This window comes from Saprospira sp. CCB-QB6 (assembly GCF_028464065.1).
Taxonomy (GTDB): Bacteria; Bacteroidota; Bacteroidia; order Chitinophagales; family Saprospiraceae; genus Saprospira.
This window is the reverse complement of the sequence record NZ_CP116808.1, coordinates 2,112,611-2,129,935: the sequence shown is the minus strand read 5'-3', so window position 1 is coordinate 2,129,935 and position 17,325 is coordinate 2,112,611. Positions and strand designations below refer to the sequence as shown.

Genomic DNA, 17,325 nt, shown 5'->3' with positions numbered 1-17,325 from the left:
CTGGCCTTCGGCCACTGCTGCACATCGCTAGGCCGAGGAGGCTTGGCCTTATTTCCTGCCTCGATATTGGCCCAAGCCATAGGCCGCCAAGAGCAGGCCCAGAAAAAGGGCTAATCCCCATAGATAGGGGGCAAAATTAGCGGCTTTCCAGTTTTTGGACAAGCTGCGTTCTTTTCGTTTTTTGCTGTATATGGGATTTTCTTGGCCGGGGCTGCCTGCATTGCGCTCCTTTTTCCAGTTGAGGGCAAAGTTGCTCCTTTGCAGATAGGGATGCCTTAGGGCCAAGGACAAAAATAAAGAATCTTTTGACTTTCCCAGCTTGTAGCTTAGGCTATCTACCAACTCATTTTGGGCATAGAGCAAGAGCTGATCGCTTTTGGCGCCTAGGCCAAAATTAAGGCCGCTCCAAAGCTGGCCCGAGAAGTTTGGAAAGCGTTTTTTAAAGCCTAAGCTATCTCGGCAAAGGACCAAATAGGCGCCAGCGGGCAGTTCACCAGCTTCAAACTGGTAGTGATGGCCCTTTTCATCTTCTAGTGCGTATTTTTCTAGCTGGAGTGGTTGAGCGCTGGCATTAAAAAACTCAATCCAATCGCCAGCCAAGCTATCTCGGCAGCTAAACTCATTAATAATCAAGTCTCGTTTTGGGGCCAGCTCAAAAACGGCTCTAATATAGAGGCTATCTCTAACTTGGGGAGGCAATGCTAGTGTTTGGCCCTCATAGCGTTGGCCATTAATGATCCAATGCGAAAACTTTTGGTCCAGATAAGGCTGCGCCTTTAGGCGCAGCCCTAGGCCTTGAAAATAGAGCCCCTGGGCTAGGCCTTCTGTATTATATAAATCATTGACACGGATAAAGCCATGTCCTGTAGTTTGTAGAACAAGGCTTTGTTGGGGGCCAAATTCTGGAAAAAACTCGGCTAAGAATTGGGCCATATAGACTGGGCGTTTGTGGGCAAACTCTGCCATTTCCTGCATGCGATTGGTCCAGAGGCTGGGGTGCAATTGCCAGCGCAATTGGTGGCGCCAGAGTTCAGGGCCGAGAACTTGGCCCATACTATCTAGGCGATTGCAGAGGCGTTCTGCTTGAAAGTGGCCATTAATTCGGTCGCAAAAGCGTTGTAAAAACGCTTGGCGAAAGTCTTGATTTTTGAGCAATTGGCGGAGCAAAAAAGTGGACCAGGGCGGATTGGGCCAGCGGGGGCCATTGGCTTCGGTATGAAACTTCAGGCTATTAAAATTGTAGCCGCCTTTACTATAAAAGCCAAAGCCATAATCGGTATCATAGAGCAGCCATTGCCAGCGGCCATTGGCTGTTTTTGGTCGCCAAAACTTAATATTTCCGCCAGCGTCCTGATTATCGACATAGATTTGCATGATTTGATAATCCATAAAATTTTGGATATCCATCCAGCGGCCAACTTGCGCATAATGTTGGCTATCGGCCAAATTATGTTGTTGCATATAATTGCGTAGGCGTAAATAGTGGGCAGAGCTGCCGGCATTAACATTCACGCTATACTCCATAAGGTCTAGGCTATCTTTATCTACGCCATAATGTTGTTCGAGATAGCGAGCTGTTAATTTTTCTCGGATATTGAGGATGCCCCAATATTGGCCATTAATGTAGACCCTAGCGGGGCGGTAAGCTTGAACGCCTAGGCCTAATTCACGACCCAATTTGCCAATAAAAGCATCTCGGAGGTGGCTACCTTTAAAGCCGCTGCCTGAATTTCGGAGGACGAGGCGTTTATACTTCTTATAAGGCAGATCGGGAAAAATGGGGTATCGGATCCATTTGGCCCCATAAGAAGAGCGGGCATAAATGGCTAGAGACTTTTGTTCATAGGCTCGGCTATTGCCGCCAAAAATGCTGAGGCCAACGGGGCCTTGCCAGAGCAGGCCGCTACTATCCATTAATGCCAATTGGGCGGGGACCTCTTTCTTTTGGTAGAAATTGGCGCCTTTATAGGGGAATTTTGGCCAAGCGCGGGGGCCTTTGCTATAAATTCCTTTATAATCATCCCAGAGGAGTTCGGGTTGAACAAAAAGGCTAATCGTCATTAATTGGCTGGGGACTTCTTGGACCAAATAGCTGCGATAGGCTAGGCTATCACTAGTTTGCCAGATGGCAAATTTGGCTGTTTTGAGCAAGGTATCTAATGGTCCTTGGAGGAGTTGGGGTGGAGAAAAGAGTTGAAGACTTTGGCTATCGGTCAAATGAATGGGTAGTGCTTTGGCGTAATAAGCCGAAGGCGGGATTTGGGCGACAACTGTATTGGCCCAGAAAAGCAGGAAAATCCATAGGCGCATAAGGAAAGGCATTAGGGGGATCAAGATACAGAATATAATCTAGCTGCAGCTCTTATTTTGAGTTGGGAGAGGGGCCAAGTGCGGGGCGTCCATTTGGCCTAGCGATGTGCAGCAGTGCGGCGCAGCCGCAGACCAAGGCCGTCAGGCCGCAGGGCCGAGCGAATAGCGAGCTGCGAAACGTAGCGCCGCAAGGCGAAGCCGCAGCGGAGGCCCCAAAAAAGAGGCTTTAAACAGCTCTTAACAGCTCAAGTAATTAAATCACAAACTAATCTGAAGACTTTTTGTTAACTTTGTAACTGATCTAATTAAAGGGTCTGAAAAGGCCAAAAACACTGAATACGACTATGGAAAATACCGTAGAAAACAAGCGTCCGCCTGTGATGCTGTATACTGAGCAAACGCCCAATCCGGAGACATTAAAGTTTGTGACCAACCAGATGTTGTACCCTAAGCGCACGGCTGATTTCAAGGATGAGGATCGTGAGTTGGCGGAAGAGTGGTCGCCTTTGGCGGCGGCTTTATTTGCTCAAACGGGGGTAAATGGGGTTTATATTTGCAACAATTTTGTGACCATTACGAAGGGGCACAACTTTGAGTGGGCTGACATCATGTTGGAAGTTAAGAGCTTCATTAAGAACTACTTGCAAGAAGGAAAAGAAGTCATCAAGGATGGCTTTGAGGAAGTTCAGGCGGCTCAGAAGGCGGAAGAATTGGAGCATTATGAGGGAGAAGAGGCGGAAATTGTGGTAAAGATCAAGAATATTTTGGAGACCTATGTTCGTCCGGCGGTAGAGATGGATGGTGGCAACATTGAGTTCAAGGCTTATAAAGAGGGGGTTGTTAGTGTGGTAATGCAGGGGGCTTGCAGTGGTTGTCCATCTTCTTCAGTAACCTTAAAAACGGGGATTGAGGGCATGCTCAAGCGCATGGTTCCTCAGGTGACGGAAGTTAACGCAATTATGGGTTAGCCAGAGAGTGATAAAAGATAATTTTGTACTTTTAAGGTTGTTCGGAGAGGTTTCGGCCTTATCGAACAACCTTTTTTTTATTGTATAAAAAATAGAAAGAATGATTGGACAGAGAGGCATACAATTACCGGAGGTTGTTAAGAACCTGATTATCATCAACGTCATCATGTACATTGTGTCCATGATGTTTCCGGCCATGAATAATATGCTCGCCATGTATCCCATCATGAGTGATAATTTTCAGCCTTATCAGATTGTGACGCATATGTTTATGCATTCGCAGCAGAGCATCACACATATTTTCTTCAATATGTTTGCGCTTTATATGTTTGGGCGAGATGTAGAGTGGCGATTGGGAGCCAAGCGTTTTTTGCTCTTTTATATTATTACGGGTTTGGGGGCTGTTTTTCTTCATCAGTTGGCGGGTTATGTGGAGTTACAATATGCTTTAGAGGGTTTAGATCCTGCGGTTAGAACGCAATTTTTGGAAGAGGGGACCTATAATCGGAACATTTCTCCTGATGTTCGGGACCAGCTACAGTATGCTTACAATATCATGAATATACCTGCGGTGGGAGCATCTGGGGCGATTTATGGGGTTTTGGCAGCTTTTGGGGCCTTATTTCCGAATCGGATGATTATGTTATTAATCCCCCCGATTCCCTTGAAAGCCAAATACTTTGTGTTAATCATGGGAGGATTGGCTTTATACATGGGGTTCTCTGGGCAGCAGGCTGGGGTGGCGCATTTTGCGCATCTTGGAGGGGCCATTTTTGGGTATTTGCTTATTTGGTATTGGAAAAAAGCGGGAAAGCTCTATTAAATTTTGTATTTTTTGAAACCGATCGACTAGCTTTCCCTTTAATAGACAGAAGCTTATCAGTAGATTGATTTCATTTGTCACACTCCCCAATCAGTTAAAATATGACCACTCTTTGGCAAGACTTAAAATATAATTATCAGCGGGGCAACTCTGTTATTCGGCTAATCATGCTCAACATTGCGGCTCATTTGGGCCTCAATCTTTTGTTGTTGCCTTTCTTCTTATTTGGCATTTCTACAGAGCTCTATTGGGCCGAAGTGCAGAATTGGCTGTATTTGCCTGCGGATGCTGCCAAGCTTTTGGTTCGTCCTTGGACCCTCATCAGCTATATGTTTTTGCATAGCGGCATTTGGCATTTATTGATGAATATGCTCATTCTTTATTGGTTTGGCCGTATTGTCAACAACCTACTTAAGGATCGTCAGATTTGGGGGATTTATTTATTGTCTGGGCTTAGCGGAGGAATATTCTTTTTATTGTCCTACAATTTATTTCCTGCCTTTTATGGGCAGAGTTCAACAGCGGTTATTGTTGGGGCCTCGGCTGGAGTTATGGGGGTTGTGCTAGCTGCAGCGGCCCTAACGCCCAAAGCGAGCATGCGCTTTATTTTGATTGGCAATGTTCAATTACAGTATGTAGCCTTAGCCTTTGTTTTGATTGATTTAGTTTCTGTCTCGCTCAATAATTCTGGTGGGCATTTGGCTCATCTTGGAGGAGCGGCCATGGGTTGGCTCTTTATTTACCTTTTAAAGCGTGGTCGAGACCTTTCCCTTCCACTTAGTCCCCTTTTTGAGGGACGCCAACAAAAAGTAAAGCCTCAAAGTCGCCCACAGCCCAAAATGGCTTATCGAAAAACAGAAAGCAATAGTATGCAGGCTTCGGCTCAGAGCCAGACCTCCAACAATAACTATGGAGGCTATAGTCGGACCTTTGCCCAGAAATATCGACATCTCAGTCATCAAGAATGTGTAGATGCTATCTTGGACAAGATTCGAAGTTCGGGTTACGATAGCCTCACAAAAGATGAAAAAACTTATCTGGACGAAAGTAGCCAGAAGAAATAAAACAATCAGCCTCCTAATTTTTAGGGGGCTTTTTTTTGCCCTTATTGGCCCAAAAACAACCTAACTTCAAAATATTTACGAAAAAAATTAAATATCTCTTGCATATTTAAAAAACTAGTCCTACATTTGAGTAAACGATAAAACAAAAGCAGTTATCCCATGGATGAACCCATTCAACCCCAGCAAGCTAGCTATCGTCATCGCCCTATAACAGAATGGGCGGTAGCGGAGCGGCCCAGAGAAAAGTTTTTAGAAAAAGGTGGTGCTCAACTCAGCGATGCGGAGTTAATTGCCATTTTACTGAGTTCTGGCTGTAGTGGCAAAACGGCTGTAGAATTGGCCCGAGAAATCCTCAAAAAGGTAGAAAACAATTTACAGGTTTTGGGAGAGCTTTCTCTTCGGGAGCTAAAGGGATTTTCGGGAGTGGGCCAAGCCAAAGCCATCCGTATAGCCGCGGCTTTAGAGCTAGGGAGAAGACGTCAATCAGCGGCTCTTCCATCTCGGCCAGTCATTCGCTCATCGGCGGAAGCTTATCGCTTGGCGGCTCCTTTGGTCATGGATTTGGCCCATGAAGAGTTTTGGGTGCTTTTGCTCAATAGAGCCAACCGAGTTTTGGCCAAATTGCAATTGAGTGAGGGCGGCTTGGCAAGTACGGCCGTAGATCCCAAAAAACTCTTTCGTCGAGTTTTGGAATATGAGCGCGCCTGCGCTTTGATTTTGGTCCATAATCACCCCTCTGGTAATAAAACGCCTAGTCAAGCGGATATCCAACTCACCGAAAAGCTCTGCCAAGGTGCCCGCATTCTAGATCTTCAGGTTTTGGACCATATAATTATTGCGGCTACTGACTACTGCAGCTTTGCCGATGATGGCTTTATGCCCTCTTAGCGAGGCCCACATAAAAAAGAAACACCCCAGAAAGCGATCCTTATTGCTCACCCCAATTAAATTTATTTCATGGCTTACCCCAATTTCAAACAAAGCTTGGTTTGGCAAAAAACAGCTAGTTTCTGTAAAAGCCTGCACCAAAGTCTACAAAATTGTTCCGAGAGCTGGTATAAAGACAGCCTTTTACTCACGGCTAGTCGAGCACTCAATCAAGTGGCCTTAGGCCAAGAGCAATTTCACAAAATGGCCCAAGAACAATACCTTTTAGATGCTCGCCAAAGCCTAAGCGAATGCCGAAGCATGCTGGCTTTGGGCCAAGAAATCGAGCTTATTCGTCCCAGGGACCAAGAAGAGTTAGAAAATAAAGCCAATGAGGCTGCCGCTGTTCTCTACGGCCTAGTCAAGCATTTGCGCAAGCAAACTGCTCCTCTAGATTAGAATTACTCCCTTTTAAGGGCTAAAAAAGGCAGAGCGCATAAGCGCCCCGCCCTACAAACAAAGTTTTATCCCAGTTTCTTGATGATTTCCAATTTATAGCCGCCTAATATTCAGGCTGCTTAGTCTCAAAAAGACTTTTCATTTTAGTGGTTTTTTAATGGTTTTAATGTTTGTTTTGTTTTGGTTAGTACCATGGGTCTGTCTCGCAAGAGCAGGCCTATGGCTGTTTGTAGACTTCCAAAACTATTTGGCCAAATTGCCCCCTAGGGCTTTTGTATCAACAGTAGTTTACTAAACTGCCCAGTTGCTGTTCGCACAATCAACTGATAACTCCCATTGGGCAAGTCTTCTAAGTTAATTTGTAATTGCTGGGCGCCGCCATATAGCTCCAAAGAACTACTAGGGCGTACTTTCTGGCCCAATAGATTATAAACATCTAGTTGAGCCGCTGTGGCTACTTCGCTATTTAGTTCTAGTTGCAAATATCCCGTAGAAGGATTAGGATAAATTTTACCCGACAAATTATTAAGCTGCTCAACTGCCGTTGGTCCCATTTGCCAACTAAAACGTAGCCCTCCTTGAGCCCCAAAACTACCGCTACTATCAATGGTTAACCCACCAATTTCAAGCGTATAATAACCTAATCCATAACCACAGCAAATACCATCGCCAAAAGCATCTTGGATAATAAACTCATAACAATGTCCCGAAACAGCGTCAAAATCCTGAACAACACTAGCTGTCACAGCATCAATGCTATCACCGTAAAGGACCAAACTATCCACACTAAGGTCACGAAGTTCCCAACTCACGTCCTCTGGATAATTATCAAAAACTACTCGCAATTGCCCCACTGCGCTATCCGATTGGAAGCTGGGCGCTTGGTTAATGACATCATTCACAATGTTTACATTGGGATTGGGTAAACCGTTAATTTCGCTAATACTTAATTCCAAGCTATTATTGGCTTGCAAAAAACCTGGAATATCTTCTACCACAATAATTTGACTATACCCTGGGGCCAAACTAGGCTGTAAAACTACTTGTTGACTCCCCGAACTTTGGCCCAAGTTCAAGTCATAACTCACACCTAGACTATCAATATAACTGGTCCCCAAATTTTTTACCAACAACTGATAGCTGGCCGTACTCCCACAAATGCTATTAAATGGCTCCGCCCATTGCCCCTGCACAATACTACTGGCAAAAGGATTTGGACCAGTCAACCGAGGACGAATTTCAGCCGCATTCAATACTTCTCCTTGCTCAGCAGTACTGACCAAAGCCAAAATGCGCAACTGAGCAAAGTCTAGCGCTACGCCCTGAAATGAATCGGGTAAACTCAACTGAAAACTATCAGCCTGAAAACTTGTAGCAGCCGTCTGAGTTAAGGAAACCAAAGGCAATTGCATACGCAAAACATTGCGCTGCCAATAAAGCCCCTCAGCCGTCAGATTATTGGGATTTAAATCCGCAGCTCCCGCCTGAGTACTTAACACACTATCTTGCAAGATGTAAACTTGCAAGTAGTTCGTGTCCGTGGGACTATCAGCCGTATAATAACTTTCCGCCACGATATTAAGCTGCCCATTGCTCAAATCCAAACTAGCATCCAAACCCAAATTTACTGCAGCATTAGCCGTCCCCAAGCTATTCAAGGCTGTTTCCCAATCTGCCAAAGAAACTGATAAGCTGCCCGTTGCTTGGGCCAAATTCCCCATATTTTTGCGGTTAATCATTGCCGCAGGCAATTGATCATAAGCCGCTAAATCACCCAAAGCATCAGCCGTAGCATTCCGAAAATCAATTTGCCCATTCTGAGGCTGTGCAAAAGCCGATGTATGCAACTGGCTAAAAACAAAGTTATGAGTCTGTGCCAAATCCTTAAGCTCCGCCAACTCTTGCGCACAATAGTAACAGTTGACTCCCGTAATGCCCTCTAGCAAATGGGTCTGCGGCTGAGCCGCGGTAGATACAATATTTTGGGCCGTAAGGACCGATGATGACAGCAGAAAAGCAGCTGCAAACAATTGATAGATTTTTGACATTTGGCTTTTTTTTAAATGAAATTGCAAAATACAGAACTCATTTAAGAATGAGGCTCTGCTAATGCTTGAGTAATAATTTTATGCTGTCCTTAGCAACACAGTTTTGTAAACACGACCTAAAACAGAAGGGTTGGGCAAAAATAATCACTCCTTTATACTTCTTTTTTTGGGGCTGCCCCGCCCTTTGGGCGGGTCGGGCTGTCTCGCAGCTCGCTATTCGCTCGGCCCTGCAGCGGCTTTGCCGCTTTGGTCTGGCCTGCGGCCACTGCTGTCCATCCCTCAGCCGAGGCGCTTCGCGCCTTGGCGGCGGCTTTGCCGCCTTTTTCTTGGACCAATAGACCACTAGGGGCACTCACAATCCGAAATTACCGCCCGATGATCAGATATAGCATTGGCCTGCAACCGATGATTATGAGCTTTGCAAGCTTCAGGCAACAAAATGTAATCTATCCGCAAGCCAGGCAAGGCTCCAGCATAACTAGCCCCCAAACCACTTCCCTGCTCAATAAAGCTGTCTTTTCTTCCCTTGACCAATAAACGATAAGTATAAGAAAGAGGCGTATCATTAAAATCGCCCAAAATAAATACTGGATGCGGCGAAGAACTCGCATGCTTGGCAATGGCTTGGGCCTGAATACACCTCAATTCAAAAGCATTACTCAACTTGGAACCAATGCGATAATAAGTATCTTGGGTTTTCTTATCGTTTAATGATTTTAGATTCTCTTTTTTTAGGACCTCTCCTGCATCTTGGCCCAAGCGGGTAGATTGCAAATGCACAGAATAAAGTCGAAAAGTATCTTTTGGACCAATTAAATCGGCGAAGATGGCCCCATTATGCGAGCCCTCAAAGCGTATTTGGCCCAAATTGATTAAAGGATATCGGCTAAAGATGCCCAAGCTGCTCCCGCCTCCCAAATGCTGATAAGACAGGCCCATTTTGGCCAAACTATCTTGAAAGCGCTGAGTCGAAGCTCCTCCCCTACCAGAGCACTCTTGAGCGGCCAAAATATGGGGATTTTCCTTTCTGAGATAGGCCAAAAAGCGATTTTGTTCCTGCAGCCAATCCTGCTCTTTTCGGTATAGGCCCGTATTAAAATAGCGCATATTATAGCTCATCATTCGGAAGCCGCTGGGCGCGGCCTGCTGGGCCGAAAAGCGCAGTCCATAGGTCTGTGAAAAGTAAGGGAAGCCCAACAAAATGCAAATGGCGGGCAAATAAAACAGTCGTTTTCTTCTAAAGAGCCAAAAGAGGGTCCAAGCAAAATTGGCCAAGAGCAAAAAAGGGAAACCCAAGGCCAAAATAGCCAAATAGCTATTGCTCGTAGGAGGAATAATTGGGGCCAAATAAGAGAGTAAAAGCAAAATACTAAAGGGCAAATTTAGTAGCAGTAAAAGGCGGACCGACAAGGCCCTCAGATAGCGAACAATTTTCATCCTACAAAATATCAAAGAGGTAATAACAAACTTTTTGGGAGCTAGACTAAAAGTAGTACTTAGCAACTAGTTAAAGCGAGTCAAAGATAGAAATTGGAAGAATCTTGAAGCATAGGGCCATAAAAATTTGAGGAAGAGAGAGAAGTTTTTGAAAAAGCCTATCTTTGCCCCCGAAAAGCGAAGGGGTATGGCCCTAGCTGGCGAAGCCAGCAACGGCCTAGCGATGGACAGCAGTGGCGCGCAGCGCCAGACCGAAGCGGCAAAGCCGCTGAAGGGCCGAGCGAAGAGCGAGCTGCCGAACGTAGCGCCCGCCGAAGGCGGGAGGCCCCTTGATAGCGAGCTGCCGAACGACAACAAGAACGTTAGTTCGCAGTTCGACGACCGAAGGGAGTAACCGCCCGCCGAAGGCGGGAGGCCCCAAAACAATAACCTTTTCAGATTTAGCAAAATAGTAAAAAAGCCATGATGTCTCAGCAAGTACGACTGCGTTTTGCACCTAGTCCAACTGGAGCCCTACATATTGGGGGTGTGCGTACCGCCTTATACAATTATCTCTTTGCCAAAAAAATGGGTGGAAAATTCATTTTGCGGATTGAGGATACCGACCGCAAGCGTTTTGTGGCTGAAGCTGAGGACTACATCAATGAAGCCTTGGCTTGGTTGGGTTTGACGCCTGATGAGGGGGTAGTAGAAGGTGGAGAATATGGTCCTTATCGCCAATCTGACCGCAAAGCCTTGTATGCAAAATATGCGCAGCAACTATTGGATAGTGGCTATGCTTATTATGCCTTTGACACGGCAGAGGAATTGGATGCGATTCGTCAGGAAGAGCCAAATTTCAAGTACGATGCAGAAAGTCGGATGAAATTGCGCAACTCTTTAACGCTAGGGCAAGAAGAAGTGGATCAGCTTGTGGCTAGTGGTGACTACGTTGTTCGGATTTTGTTGCCTGCTGAAGAAGAAATCGTTTTTGAAGATATGATTCGGGGCGTGGTGCGTTACAACAGCCGCGACATGGATGACAAAGTTTTGTATAAGGGGACTGAGCAAATGCCCACCTATCATTTGGCCAACATTGTGGATGATTATTTGATGAAAATCAGCCATGTTGTTCGTGGGGAAGAGTGGTTACCCAGCACGCCTTTGCACGTGATGCTCTATCGTTATTTGGGTTGGGAAGAGAGTCGTCCCGCCTTTGCGCATCTTCCGTTAATTCTCAAGCCCAAGGGCAATGGGAAGCTCAGCAAGCGGGATGCGGCTAAATTTGAAATGCCTGTTTTTCCTCTTGATTTTGAGCAAGAGGGGCAAGAAAAGATCAAAGGATTTAGAGAGTGGGGCTTTGCGCCTGCTCCAGTGCTCAACTTTTTGGCCTTATTGGGTTGGCATCCAGAGGGAGATCGCGAGATGTTCAGTTTAGAGGAGTTGGTAGAAGCCTTTGACTTAGAAAAAGTCAGTAAAAGTGGGGCGCGTTTTGATTTTGAGAAAGCTCGTTGGTTTAGCCAGCAATATTTGATGGCCACAGAGAACAAAGTACTTGCTCAAGAACTGCAGCCTTTGGTGGCAGAGCAGGGGCAAGAGTTTTCGCTTAATTATTTGGAAGCTGTTGCCGCCATGCTCAAAGAGCGGGTACATTTCCTGACTGAAATGTTGACGGTAGGAAAATACTTCTTTGGAGCGCCCAATTATGAGGACACCTTAGCCAATGAGGCCAAAAACCTCAAGAAAAAGGTTCTTAAGAAATGGACAGCGGAGCGGGCAGAACTCTTTGGTCAGTTGCCCGAGCTGCTTGCTGCATCCGATGCAGCTGCAATTAAAACAGCGGTAACGGCTTTCATGGAAGCCAACAGCCTAGGGTTTGGGGATTTGCTCCCCTTCCTTCGCTTTGCTCTTTCGGGAACGATGCAGGGGCCTGATGTTTTTGAGATGGCCGCCTTATTTGGTCCAGAAGAAAACAAAAATCGCATTCAAGCCTTTATGGCTTTTTGTGACGCCCAATAATATCAAGGCGCTAGCTGTATGCAGCTAGCGCCTTTTTTGTGAAGAATAGATGAAGCTTGCCACCTTAAAAAGAAACAAAATATTTACTTGCTAAAACTAGCAGTTATACTTCAAAAGCATTAAATTTCGCAAAAGTTAAAGGAGTATATGCGGCAAAAGCTAAAAAAGGCGGTTAAAATCCAACTTTTATTCCTTTTAAAGCGTATTAGTTAAACTTTTGGGACTTAATATAAGTTAAGAACCCAATCCCTCAAACTATCCCATATCCCAAATTTACGTTATTAAATTCTGCGCTTATGAGCAAACAAGAAAATGTAGCCAAGAATCGCTATAGCGATGAGGACCTTGCTGAGTTTAAGGTGGTCATTGACAAGAAGCTCGAGGAGGCTAAACAGCAACTCGAAGAACTGAAAGTTCAATTGACGGAACTCAACAACAGTGGTGATGAGAATCGTGCAGGCACCTTTGATGATGGCGCCTCAAATTGGCAAAGAGAGCATCTAAACAAATTGGCGGCTAGACAGCAGCGTTTTGTTCGCGATTTGGAGCATGCACTCATCCGTATCAATAACAAAACCTATGGCGTTTGTACCATTACGGGCAAACTCATTAGCAAAGAGCGTTTGGCCTTGGTTCCTCATGCTACCAAAACGGTAGAGGGGAAGCAACAAGAAAAAGGCGACAAGCCCCGCAAGGTGATTCGCCGCTCTTAGATAGCCGTTTTGTTTCGACTGTTGCGCTAGTTTTCTTGAAAAAGGAACTAGCGCTTTTTTATTTCCCATTGTTTGCAGCGAAAAGCGTAAATTTGTCTTCATTCTAGCGCTCAGCTAAAGATGGTTCTTTTCTGTTCTTTCTAAATGAGCTCATTCTTATAAACTATTGTATATGTCCATTTGGAGCCGCCTTAGCCAAGATGAACGCCTCTATGCTCAGGCCCTACTACAAGACCAAACGGCCCCTTGGCCCAATAGCCAAGGTCCCTATTTTATCGCTTTTTTGGCCCTTTATAAATTAGGGCATACAGAAGAAGACAAGATTGAGGAATTACTGCATAATTCTGCTGAGGCTCAACTTTATTGGCAAGCCTTAGCTTTCTTTGATCAAGATGCACAGGATAATGAACAACTCTTGTCGTTTTTTGAGCATTTCATGCAAAACCAAGAACTCTTCACGCCATTTTTCCAAGAGCTGCCGAACTTCCGCAAACAACTTGTTCAAAAAGCCCAAGAGCTTTTTTTAGTCCTCAAACAACCAGATCTAGCAGAAGAATTACTGCATTTGCTAGGGGCTCAGCTCTATGAAAATGAAACAGCAGTTTTACTTCAAGCCAAGCGCTATGCTCAAATTGAAAGTGAAGAACAAGCCCTAGAATGCTATGAAGAAGGCCTAAAGCATTTTCCAAAATCACTCTTGCTTTGGAAAAACATGGCCCAACTCCAATATCAAGTAGAAGACTATTCCTCGGCTATTCAAAGCCTTAACCAATGCGTTGAAGAATCTCCTTATGAGGCAGAGTATTATGTGGCTTTAGCCCAAAATTATCACAAATTACAAGCAAGCGAACGCGCCAAACAATTCATAGACATTGCCCTTTCTATGCAGGCTCGAAACGAGGCCGCTCATTTTCTTTTGGCCCAAATTGCTCTAGATAAAGAAGAGGTCCAACTCGCTATGCAATACCTTAGCCCTGAAGATTGGGAATCGCCCCTTCTTTTAGCCGAAAAAGCAAGAATCGTCTGGCAATCTCTAGGCGATCCCCAACTCGCCAAAGATTATTTTCAAGGCGCTTGGGATAATGGCCTGCACTCAGAACAACATATTCTCTATTTTGCCCAACTCTTAGCCGATGAACTACAAACGCTCCCCAGAGCTATCGAACTCTTACAAGAAGGCCAAGAACGACTCGTTTACTGCCCCAAACTTCGCCTACAAGAATATATTTACCGCCTAGACTGGGAGGAAAGCCCCAGCGAACGCCTCTACCAACTAGAAGAAGAAATTGAACGTCTCAACCCACCTTCTGATCACGAACATCTAGACGATATGGATGAACATTTTCTTGATTACTATAATAATCCTGATGATTACGAAGAAATAGAGGACGATGACAATGATGATGATGACGACTTCTCTGCAGGTGGGGCCGCTAGCGATTTTTAAAAGTTTGTTAATTTGCCCTTATTTCGACCAGGATCACTAGTTTTTTTCATTAAAAGCTGTTTATTAGTGACTTCAATAGATCTAGATGTTTTCTATGTCATTTAAAATCCATTCTTATCTGCTCTTTTTCAGTTGCCTGCTGCTCCTCGCACACAACTGTATCCCTCATGCTCACGACCGAGCAGAGGAGGAGCATCCTATGAATTGGTTGCACCTTCTTTTTGAAGGACATAGTAGTCTAGCTCACGGACAAGAGGAGGCCTTCCAATTTGTAGAACAAGAAGAGGAGCAAAGTGAAGTTACTCCCAAAGATTCTATTGCCGAAAAACAAAATAAAGCGGCCAAAGGTAGTTTTCAACTACTTTTCATCTCGCATTTTGCCCAAGAACAAGCCCTCTTAGCTAAGTTTTTGGCCCAACTTGCCAGCCCTTCAGCCTCTTTTAATTATCAAAGCGCCCAAGAGCGCCTTCTCACCAGTAATCAAGCTGGTCGAGCTCCCCCTATTTATGGATAGGTAACTGCTGCAGCCCTGCAATGGGGCCCTTATCAGCCTTTGCCAGGCCTAATTTTTAGGTCTAGATCGCCGCTACTGTATATAGACAGCTAGCGGATTTTTTATGCCCTAAGACCTTGTTTATAAGCCTTTAGGCCCAGTTTTGCGTATCTTATTAGATACGACCCAAACACATTGTCTTATCCATAAATATATTCCTATGCAACGTAAAGAGTTTTTGAAAACCCTAGGCGCTGGCGCCTTTTTCGCCCTCACCGCTGGCTGTTTTGGCGGCTGCCGAAAAGATGATGAAGATTTTACCCCCACAGAAAATGTGGATTTCACCATCGATTTATCCGATTCTACCTACGCCAATCTCCAACAAAATGGAGGCTATATTATCCAAGATCGCGTAGTCGTAGCCAAAGATAATGACGGCAATTATGTGGCCGCGACCCAACGCTGTAGCCATGAAGGTAGCTACGAGATCGTCCTACGCAATAATGAGTGGTTCTGTACCGACCATAGCGCCCGATTTGACCTCTCTGGCCAAGGCCTAAATGCAGAAGGTAGCCGCAATCTCACTATTTATCAAACAGAACTCAACGGCCAAATGCTCCGCGTGTTCTCCTAAACAGCTCCCCAATGAAATATCTATTTGTTTGCCTGGCCCTGCTTTTTGCAAGCAGCAGCTGGGCCCAAGAATTAAAGCGTTTTGAGGCCGCCAAAGCTAAAGAACAGCCCATTTTACTGGTCTTTTCTGGCTCCGATTGGTGCGCCCCCTGCAAACGCCTACATAAAGAGGTCCTCAGCCAAGACGCCTTTCTCCAACTGGTGGATAAAGAGTTTTCTTACCTCTATCTCGATTTCCCCGTCCGCAAAAAGAATAAAAAATTGCAAGGCGAGGCAATCCGTGCCGAAAATGAGGCCCTGTCCGAAAAATATAACCCCTTTGCACAGTTTCCAACGGTGGTCCTGCTCTCTCCCCAAGGCGATGTTTTAGGCGAGATTAAGTACCATCATGAAGGCCCCGATTTCTTTATCGAAGCCCTGAAAAAACTGCTGCCCTAATTTTTCTTTCCTGTTTTTGGGGCCTGCGGCGGGCGGTTACTCCTTTCAGTCGTCGAACTGCGGTCTAAAGACCTTGTTGTCGTTGCGCAGCTCGCAGCTATTTTTGGGGCCTCCCGCCTGCGGCGGGCGCTACGTTTCGCAGCTCGCAGTTCTGCTCGGCCCTTCGGCCGCAAGCGGCCTCGGTCTGCGGCTTCGCCGCCCTGCTTCACATCGCTAGGCCAGCGGGCTTCGCCCGCTTCTACACGCAAAATTCTTCTTCTTATGCCAATTCATTATTTGCTCTTATTGCTGCTTTCGATTTACAGTTGGCGCCTTTCCGCTCAGGAATTGGCCCAAAAGCAATTTCAACTGATGGGCTGCTGGTTTGAAGTAAAGGTTTTTGCTCAAGAAGAGGAACAAGCCCAAGCGGCTTTGGCCGCTGGCATAGCCGAAATGCAACGCATCGAGGAACTGATTTCTTCTTGGCAGCCCAATTCGGCTACTAGCCAAATCAATGCGCAAGCGGGACAACAAGCCGTTCGGGTGCCTCTAGAGCTTTTGACCCTGATCCAAAGGGCCAAAAAGATCTCGGCCCTAACCGATGGCGCCTTTGATATTAGTTTTGCCCCCAAAAATTCGCCTTGGCAATTTAAGGGGCAAACTTTGGAAAAATGGCCCGAAATGCCGCCCAAAGCTAGCTCCGCCAATTGGCAAAGCATCCAAGTAGATGAGCTGGCCCAAACGGTCTATCTGCCCGATCCCCAAATGCAAATTGGTTTTGGGGGCCTAGGCAAAGGCTATGCAGCCGATAAGGCCAAAGCTCTAATGCAAAAGATGCCTGGAGTAACGGCTGGTTTGGTCAATGCTAGTGGCGACCTCAACTGCTGGGGGCAACCTCCCGGAAAAACAGGATGGAACATTCAAATTCTTTCGCCAAACAAACAAGCGCCGCCTTTGGGCTATCTCCAGCTAAACGGGCAGGCCCTAGTGAGCTCTGGCGATTATGAAAAATTCTTCTATTACCAAGGAGAGCGCTATGCGCATATCATTGACCCCAAGACGGGGCGGCCCACGCAGGGCATTCAATCGGCCTCGGTCCTTTGTCCCTCTGCAGAATTGGCCGATGCCTTGGCCACGGCCCTTTTTGTTTTGGGGCCCGACAAAGGGCTAGCACTCATTGACCAATTGGACCAAATAGAAGCTTTTATTTGGTTGAGCGATAATAGTTATCGCTGCTCCAAGAACATTGAAATCAAGAGAGATGATCAATAAACTTATTCTTTTACTGGCTTTGGCGGGGCTCTTCAGCAGCTGCCAATCGGTAAAAGCTTACCAGCAAATGCAATTGCGGCAAGCCCAGATGGAGCTTTCGCCCAAGAAAGAGCAAAGCTTTGAGACCAACTTTCAATCTTATCGAGAGGGGGCCTCTGGGGCCAACTCGGGAAAGACGGGAGGCGGCTGCGGCTGCAATTAAGGTCCAAAAAGGCGGCTTCGCCGCCTGCAAAGGCCCGCAGGGCCGTCGGCTGAGGGATGGACAGCAGTGGCGCGAAGCGCCAGACCCAGCAAAATGAGCGAAGCGAATTTTGCGCAGGGCCGAGCGAATAGCGAGCTGCGAAACAGCCCGACCCGCCCGATAGCTCATGAGGGT

17 protein-coding genes are annotated in these 17,325 nt (G+C 46.0%); 14 read left to right on the top strand and 3 right to left on the bottom strand.

Annotation, left to right across the window (positions count from 1 at the left end; translation table 11 throughout):
* Positions 1 to 48 precede the first annotated feature (48 nt).
* Complete coding sequence (locus PPO43_RS08320) at positions 49 to 2,310, bottom strand: CotH kinase family protein (RefSeq protein WP_272616759.1); 2,262 nt, start codon at positions 2,308 to 2,310, stop codon at positions 49 to 51.
* A 344-nt stretch (positions 2,311 to 2,654) separates the two neighbouring features.
* On the opposite strand from PPO43_RS08320, the gene PPO43_RS08315 reads away from it, so the two are divergent.
* From PPO43_RS08315 to PPO43_RS08295, 5 genes are all read left to right on the top strand, one after another.
* Positions 2,655 to 3,278 (top strand): NifU family protein, encoded by a 624-nt coding sequence (locus PPO43_RS08315; RefSeq protein ID WP_272616757.1) that lies wholly within the window; start codon positions 2,655 to 2,657, stop codon positions 3,276 to 3,278.
* A gap of 100 nt (positions 3,279 to 3,378) precedes the next feature.
* The gene (locus PPO43_RS08310) at positions 3,379 to 4,101 is read left to right on the top strand and encodes a rhomboid family intramembrane serine protease (protein WP_272616755.1); all 723 of its coding nucleotides are present in this window, start codon (positions 3,379 to 3,381) and stop codon (positions 4,099 to 4,101) included.
* A 101-nt stretch (positions 4,102 to 4,202) separates the two neighbouring features.
* Positions 4,203 to 5,165: a rhomboid family protein gene (locus PPO43_RS08305; protein WP_272616753.1), complete on the top strand. Its 963-nt coding sequence runs from the start codon at positions 4,203 to 4,205 to the stop codon at positions 5,163 to 5,165.
* Between the two features lie 159 nt (positions 5,166 to 5,324).
* Complete coding sequence (gene radC / locus PPO43_RS08300) at positions 5,325 to 6,053, top strand: RadC family protein (RefSeq protein ID WP_272616751.1); 729 nt, start codon at positions 5,325 to 5,327, stop codon at positions 6,051 to 6,053.
* Positions 6,054 to 6,122: 69 nt separating this feature from the next.
* Complete coding sequence (locus PPO43_RS08295; RefSeq protein ID WP_272616749.1) at positions 6,123 to 6,491, top strand: four helix bundle protein; 369 nt, start codon at positions 6,123 to 6,125, stop codon at positions 6,489 to 6,491.
* Positions 6,492 to 6,754: 263 nt separating this feature from the next.
* On the opposite strand, the gene PPO43_RS08290 is transcribed toward PPO43_RS08295, so the two are convergent.
* Both PPO43_RS08290 and PPO43_RS08285 read right to left on the bottom strand, forming a co-directional pair.
* Positions 6,755 to 8,539 (bottom strand): T9SS type A sorting domain-containing protein, encoded by a 1,785-nt coding sequence (locus PPO43_RS08290; protein ID WP_272616747.1) that lies wholly within the window; start codon positions 8,537 to 8,539, stop codon positions 6,755 to 6,757.
* Between the two features lie 342 nt (positions 8,540 to 8,881).
* Positions 8,882 to 9,976: an endonuclease/exonuclease/phosphatase family protein gene (locus tag PPO43_RS08285; RefSeq protein WP_272616745.1), complete on the bottom strand. Its 1,095-nt coding sequence runs from the start codon at positions 9,974 to 9,976 to the stop codon at positions 8,882 to 8,884.
* A gap of 127 nt (positions 9,977 to 10,103) precedes the next feature.
* Here PPO43_RS08285 and PPO43_RS08280 point away from each other — a divergent pair, with 127 nt between their 5' ends.
* The 9 genes from PPO43_RS08280 (at position 10,104) to PPO43_RS08240 (ending at position 17,151) form a co-directional block, all read left to right on the top strand.
* On the top strand, positions 10,104 to 10,370 hold the full coding sequence (locus PPO43_RS08280) for a hypothetical protein (protein ID WP_272616743.1): 267 nt from the start codon (positions 10,104 to 10,106) through the stop codon (positions 10,368 to 10,370).
* A 71-nt stretch (positions 10,371 to 10,441) separates the two neighbouring features.
* Positions 10,442 to 11,974: a glutamate--tRNA ligase gene (gene gltX / locus PPO43_RS08275; protein ID WP_442985450.1), complete on the top strand. Its 1,533-nt coding sequence runs from the start codon at positions 10,442 to 10,444 to the stop codon at positions 11,972 to 11,974.
* 296 nt (positions 11,975 to 12,270) lie between these two features.
* Positions 12,271 to 12,687: a TraR/DksA family transcriptional regulator gene (locus PPO43_RS08270; protein ID WP_272616739.1), complete on the top strand. Its 417-nt coding sequence runs from the start codon at positions 12,271 to 12,273 to the stop codon at positions 12,685 to 12,687.
* Between the two features lie 172 nt (positions 12,688 to 12,859).
* Positions 12,860 to 14,134 (top strand): hypothetical protein, encoded by a 1,275-nt coding sequence (locus PPO43_RS08265; protein ID WP_272616737.1) that lies wholly within the window; start codon positions 12,860 to 12,862, stop codon positions 14,132 to 14,134.
* Positions 14,135 to 14,228: 94 nt separating this feature from the next.
* The gene (locus PPO43_RS08260) at positions 14,229 to 14,648 is read left to right on the top strand and encodes a hypothetical protein (RefSeq protein WP_272616735.1); all 420 of its coding nucleotides are present in this window, start codon (positions 14,229 to 14,231) and stop codon (positions 14,646 to 14,648) included.
* Between the two features lie 142 nt (positions 14,649 to 14,790).
* Positions 14,791 to 15,261: a QcrA and Rieske domain-containing protein gene (locus tag PPO43_RS08255; RefSeq protein ID WP_272616732.1), complete on the top strand. Its 471-nt coding sequence runs from the start codon at positions 14,791 to 14,793 to the stop codon at positions 15,259 to 15,261.
* Between the two features lie 11 nt (positions 15,262 to 15,272).
* Complete coding sequence (locus PPO43_RS08250; protein ID WP_272616730.1) at positions 15,273 to 15,698, top strand: thioredoxin family protein; 426 nt, start codon at positions 15,273 to 15,275, stop codon at positions 15,696 to 15,698.
* 261 nt (positions 15,699 to 15,959) lie between these two features.
* Positions 15,960 to 16,949, top strand: coding sequence for an FAD:protein FMN transferase (locus tag PPO43_RS08245; RefSeq protein WP_272616728.1), 990 nt, complete (start codon positions 15,960 to 15,962; stop codon positions 16,947 to 16,949).
* Positions 16,939 to 17,151, top strand: a complete 213-nt coding sequence (locus PPO43_RS08240) for a DUF4266 domain-containing protein (RefSeq protein ID WP_272616726.1) — start codon at positions 16,939 to 16,941, stop codon at positions 17,149 to 17,151. The genes PPO43_RS08245 and PPO43_RS08240 overlap by 11 nt, the downstream gene beginning before the upstream one ends.
* Positions 17,152 to 17,325: the final 174 nt, after the last annotated feature.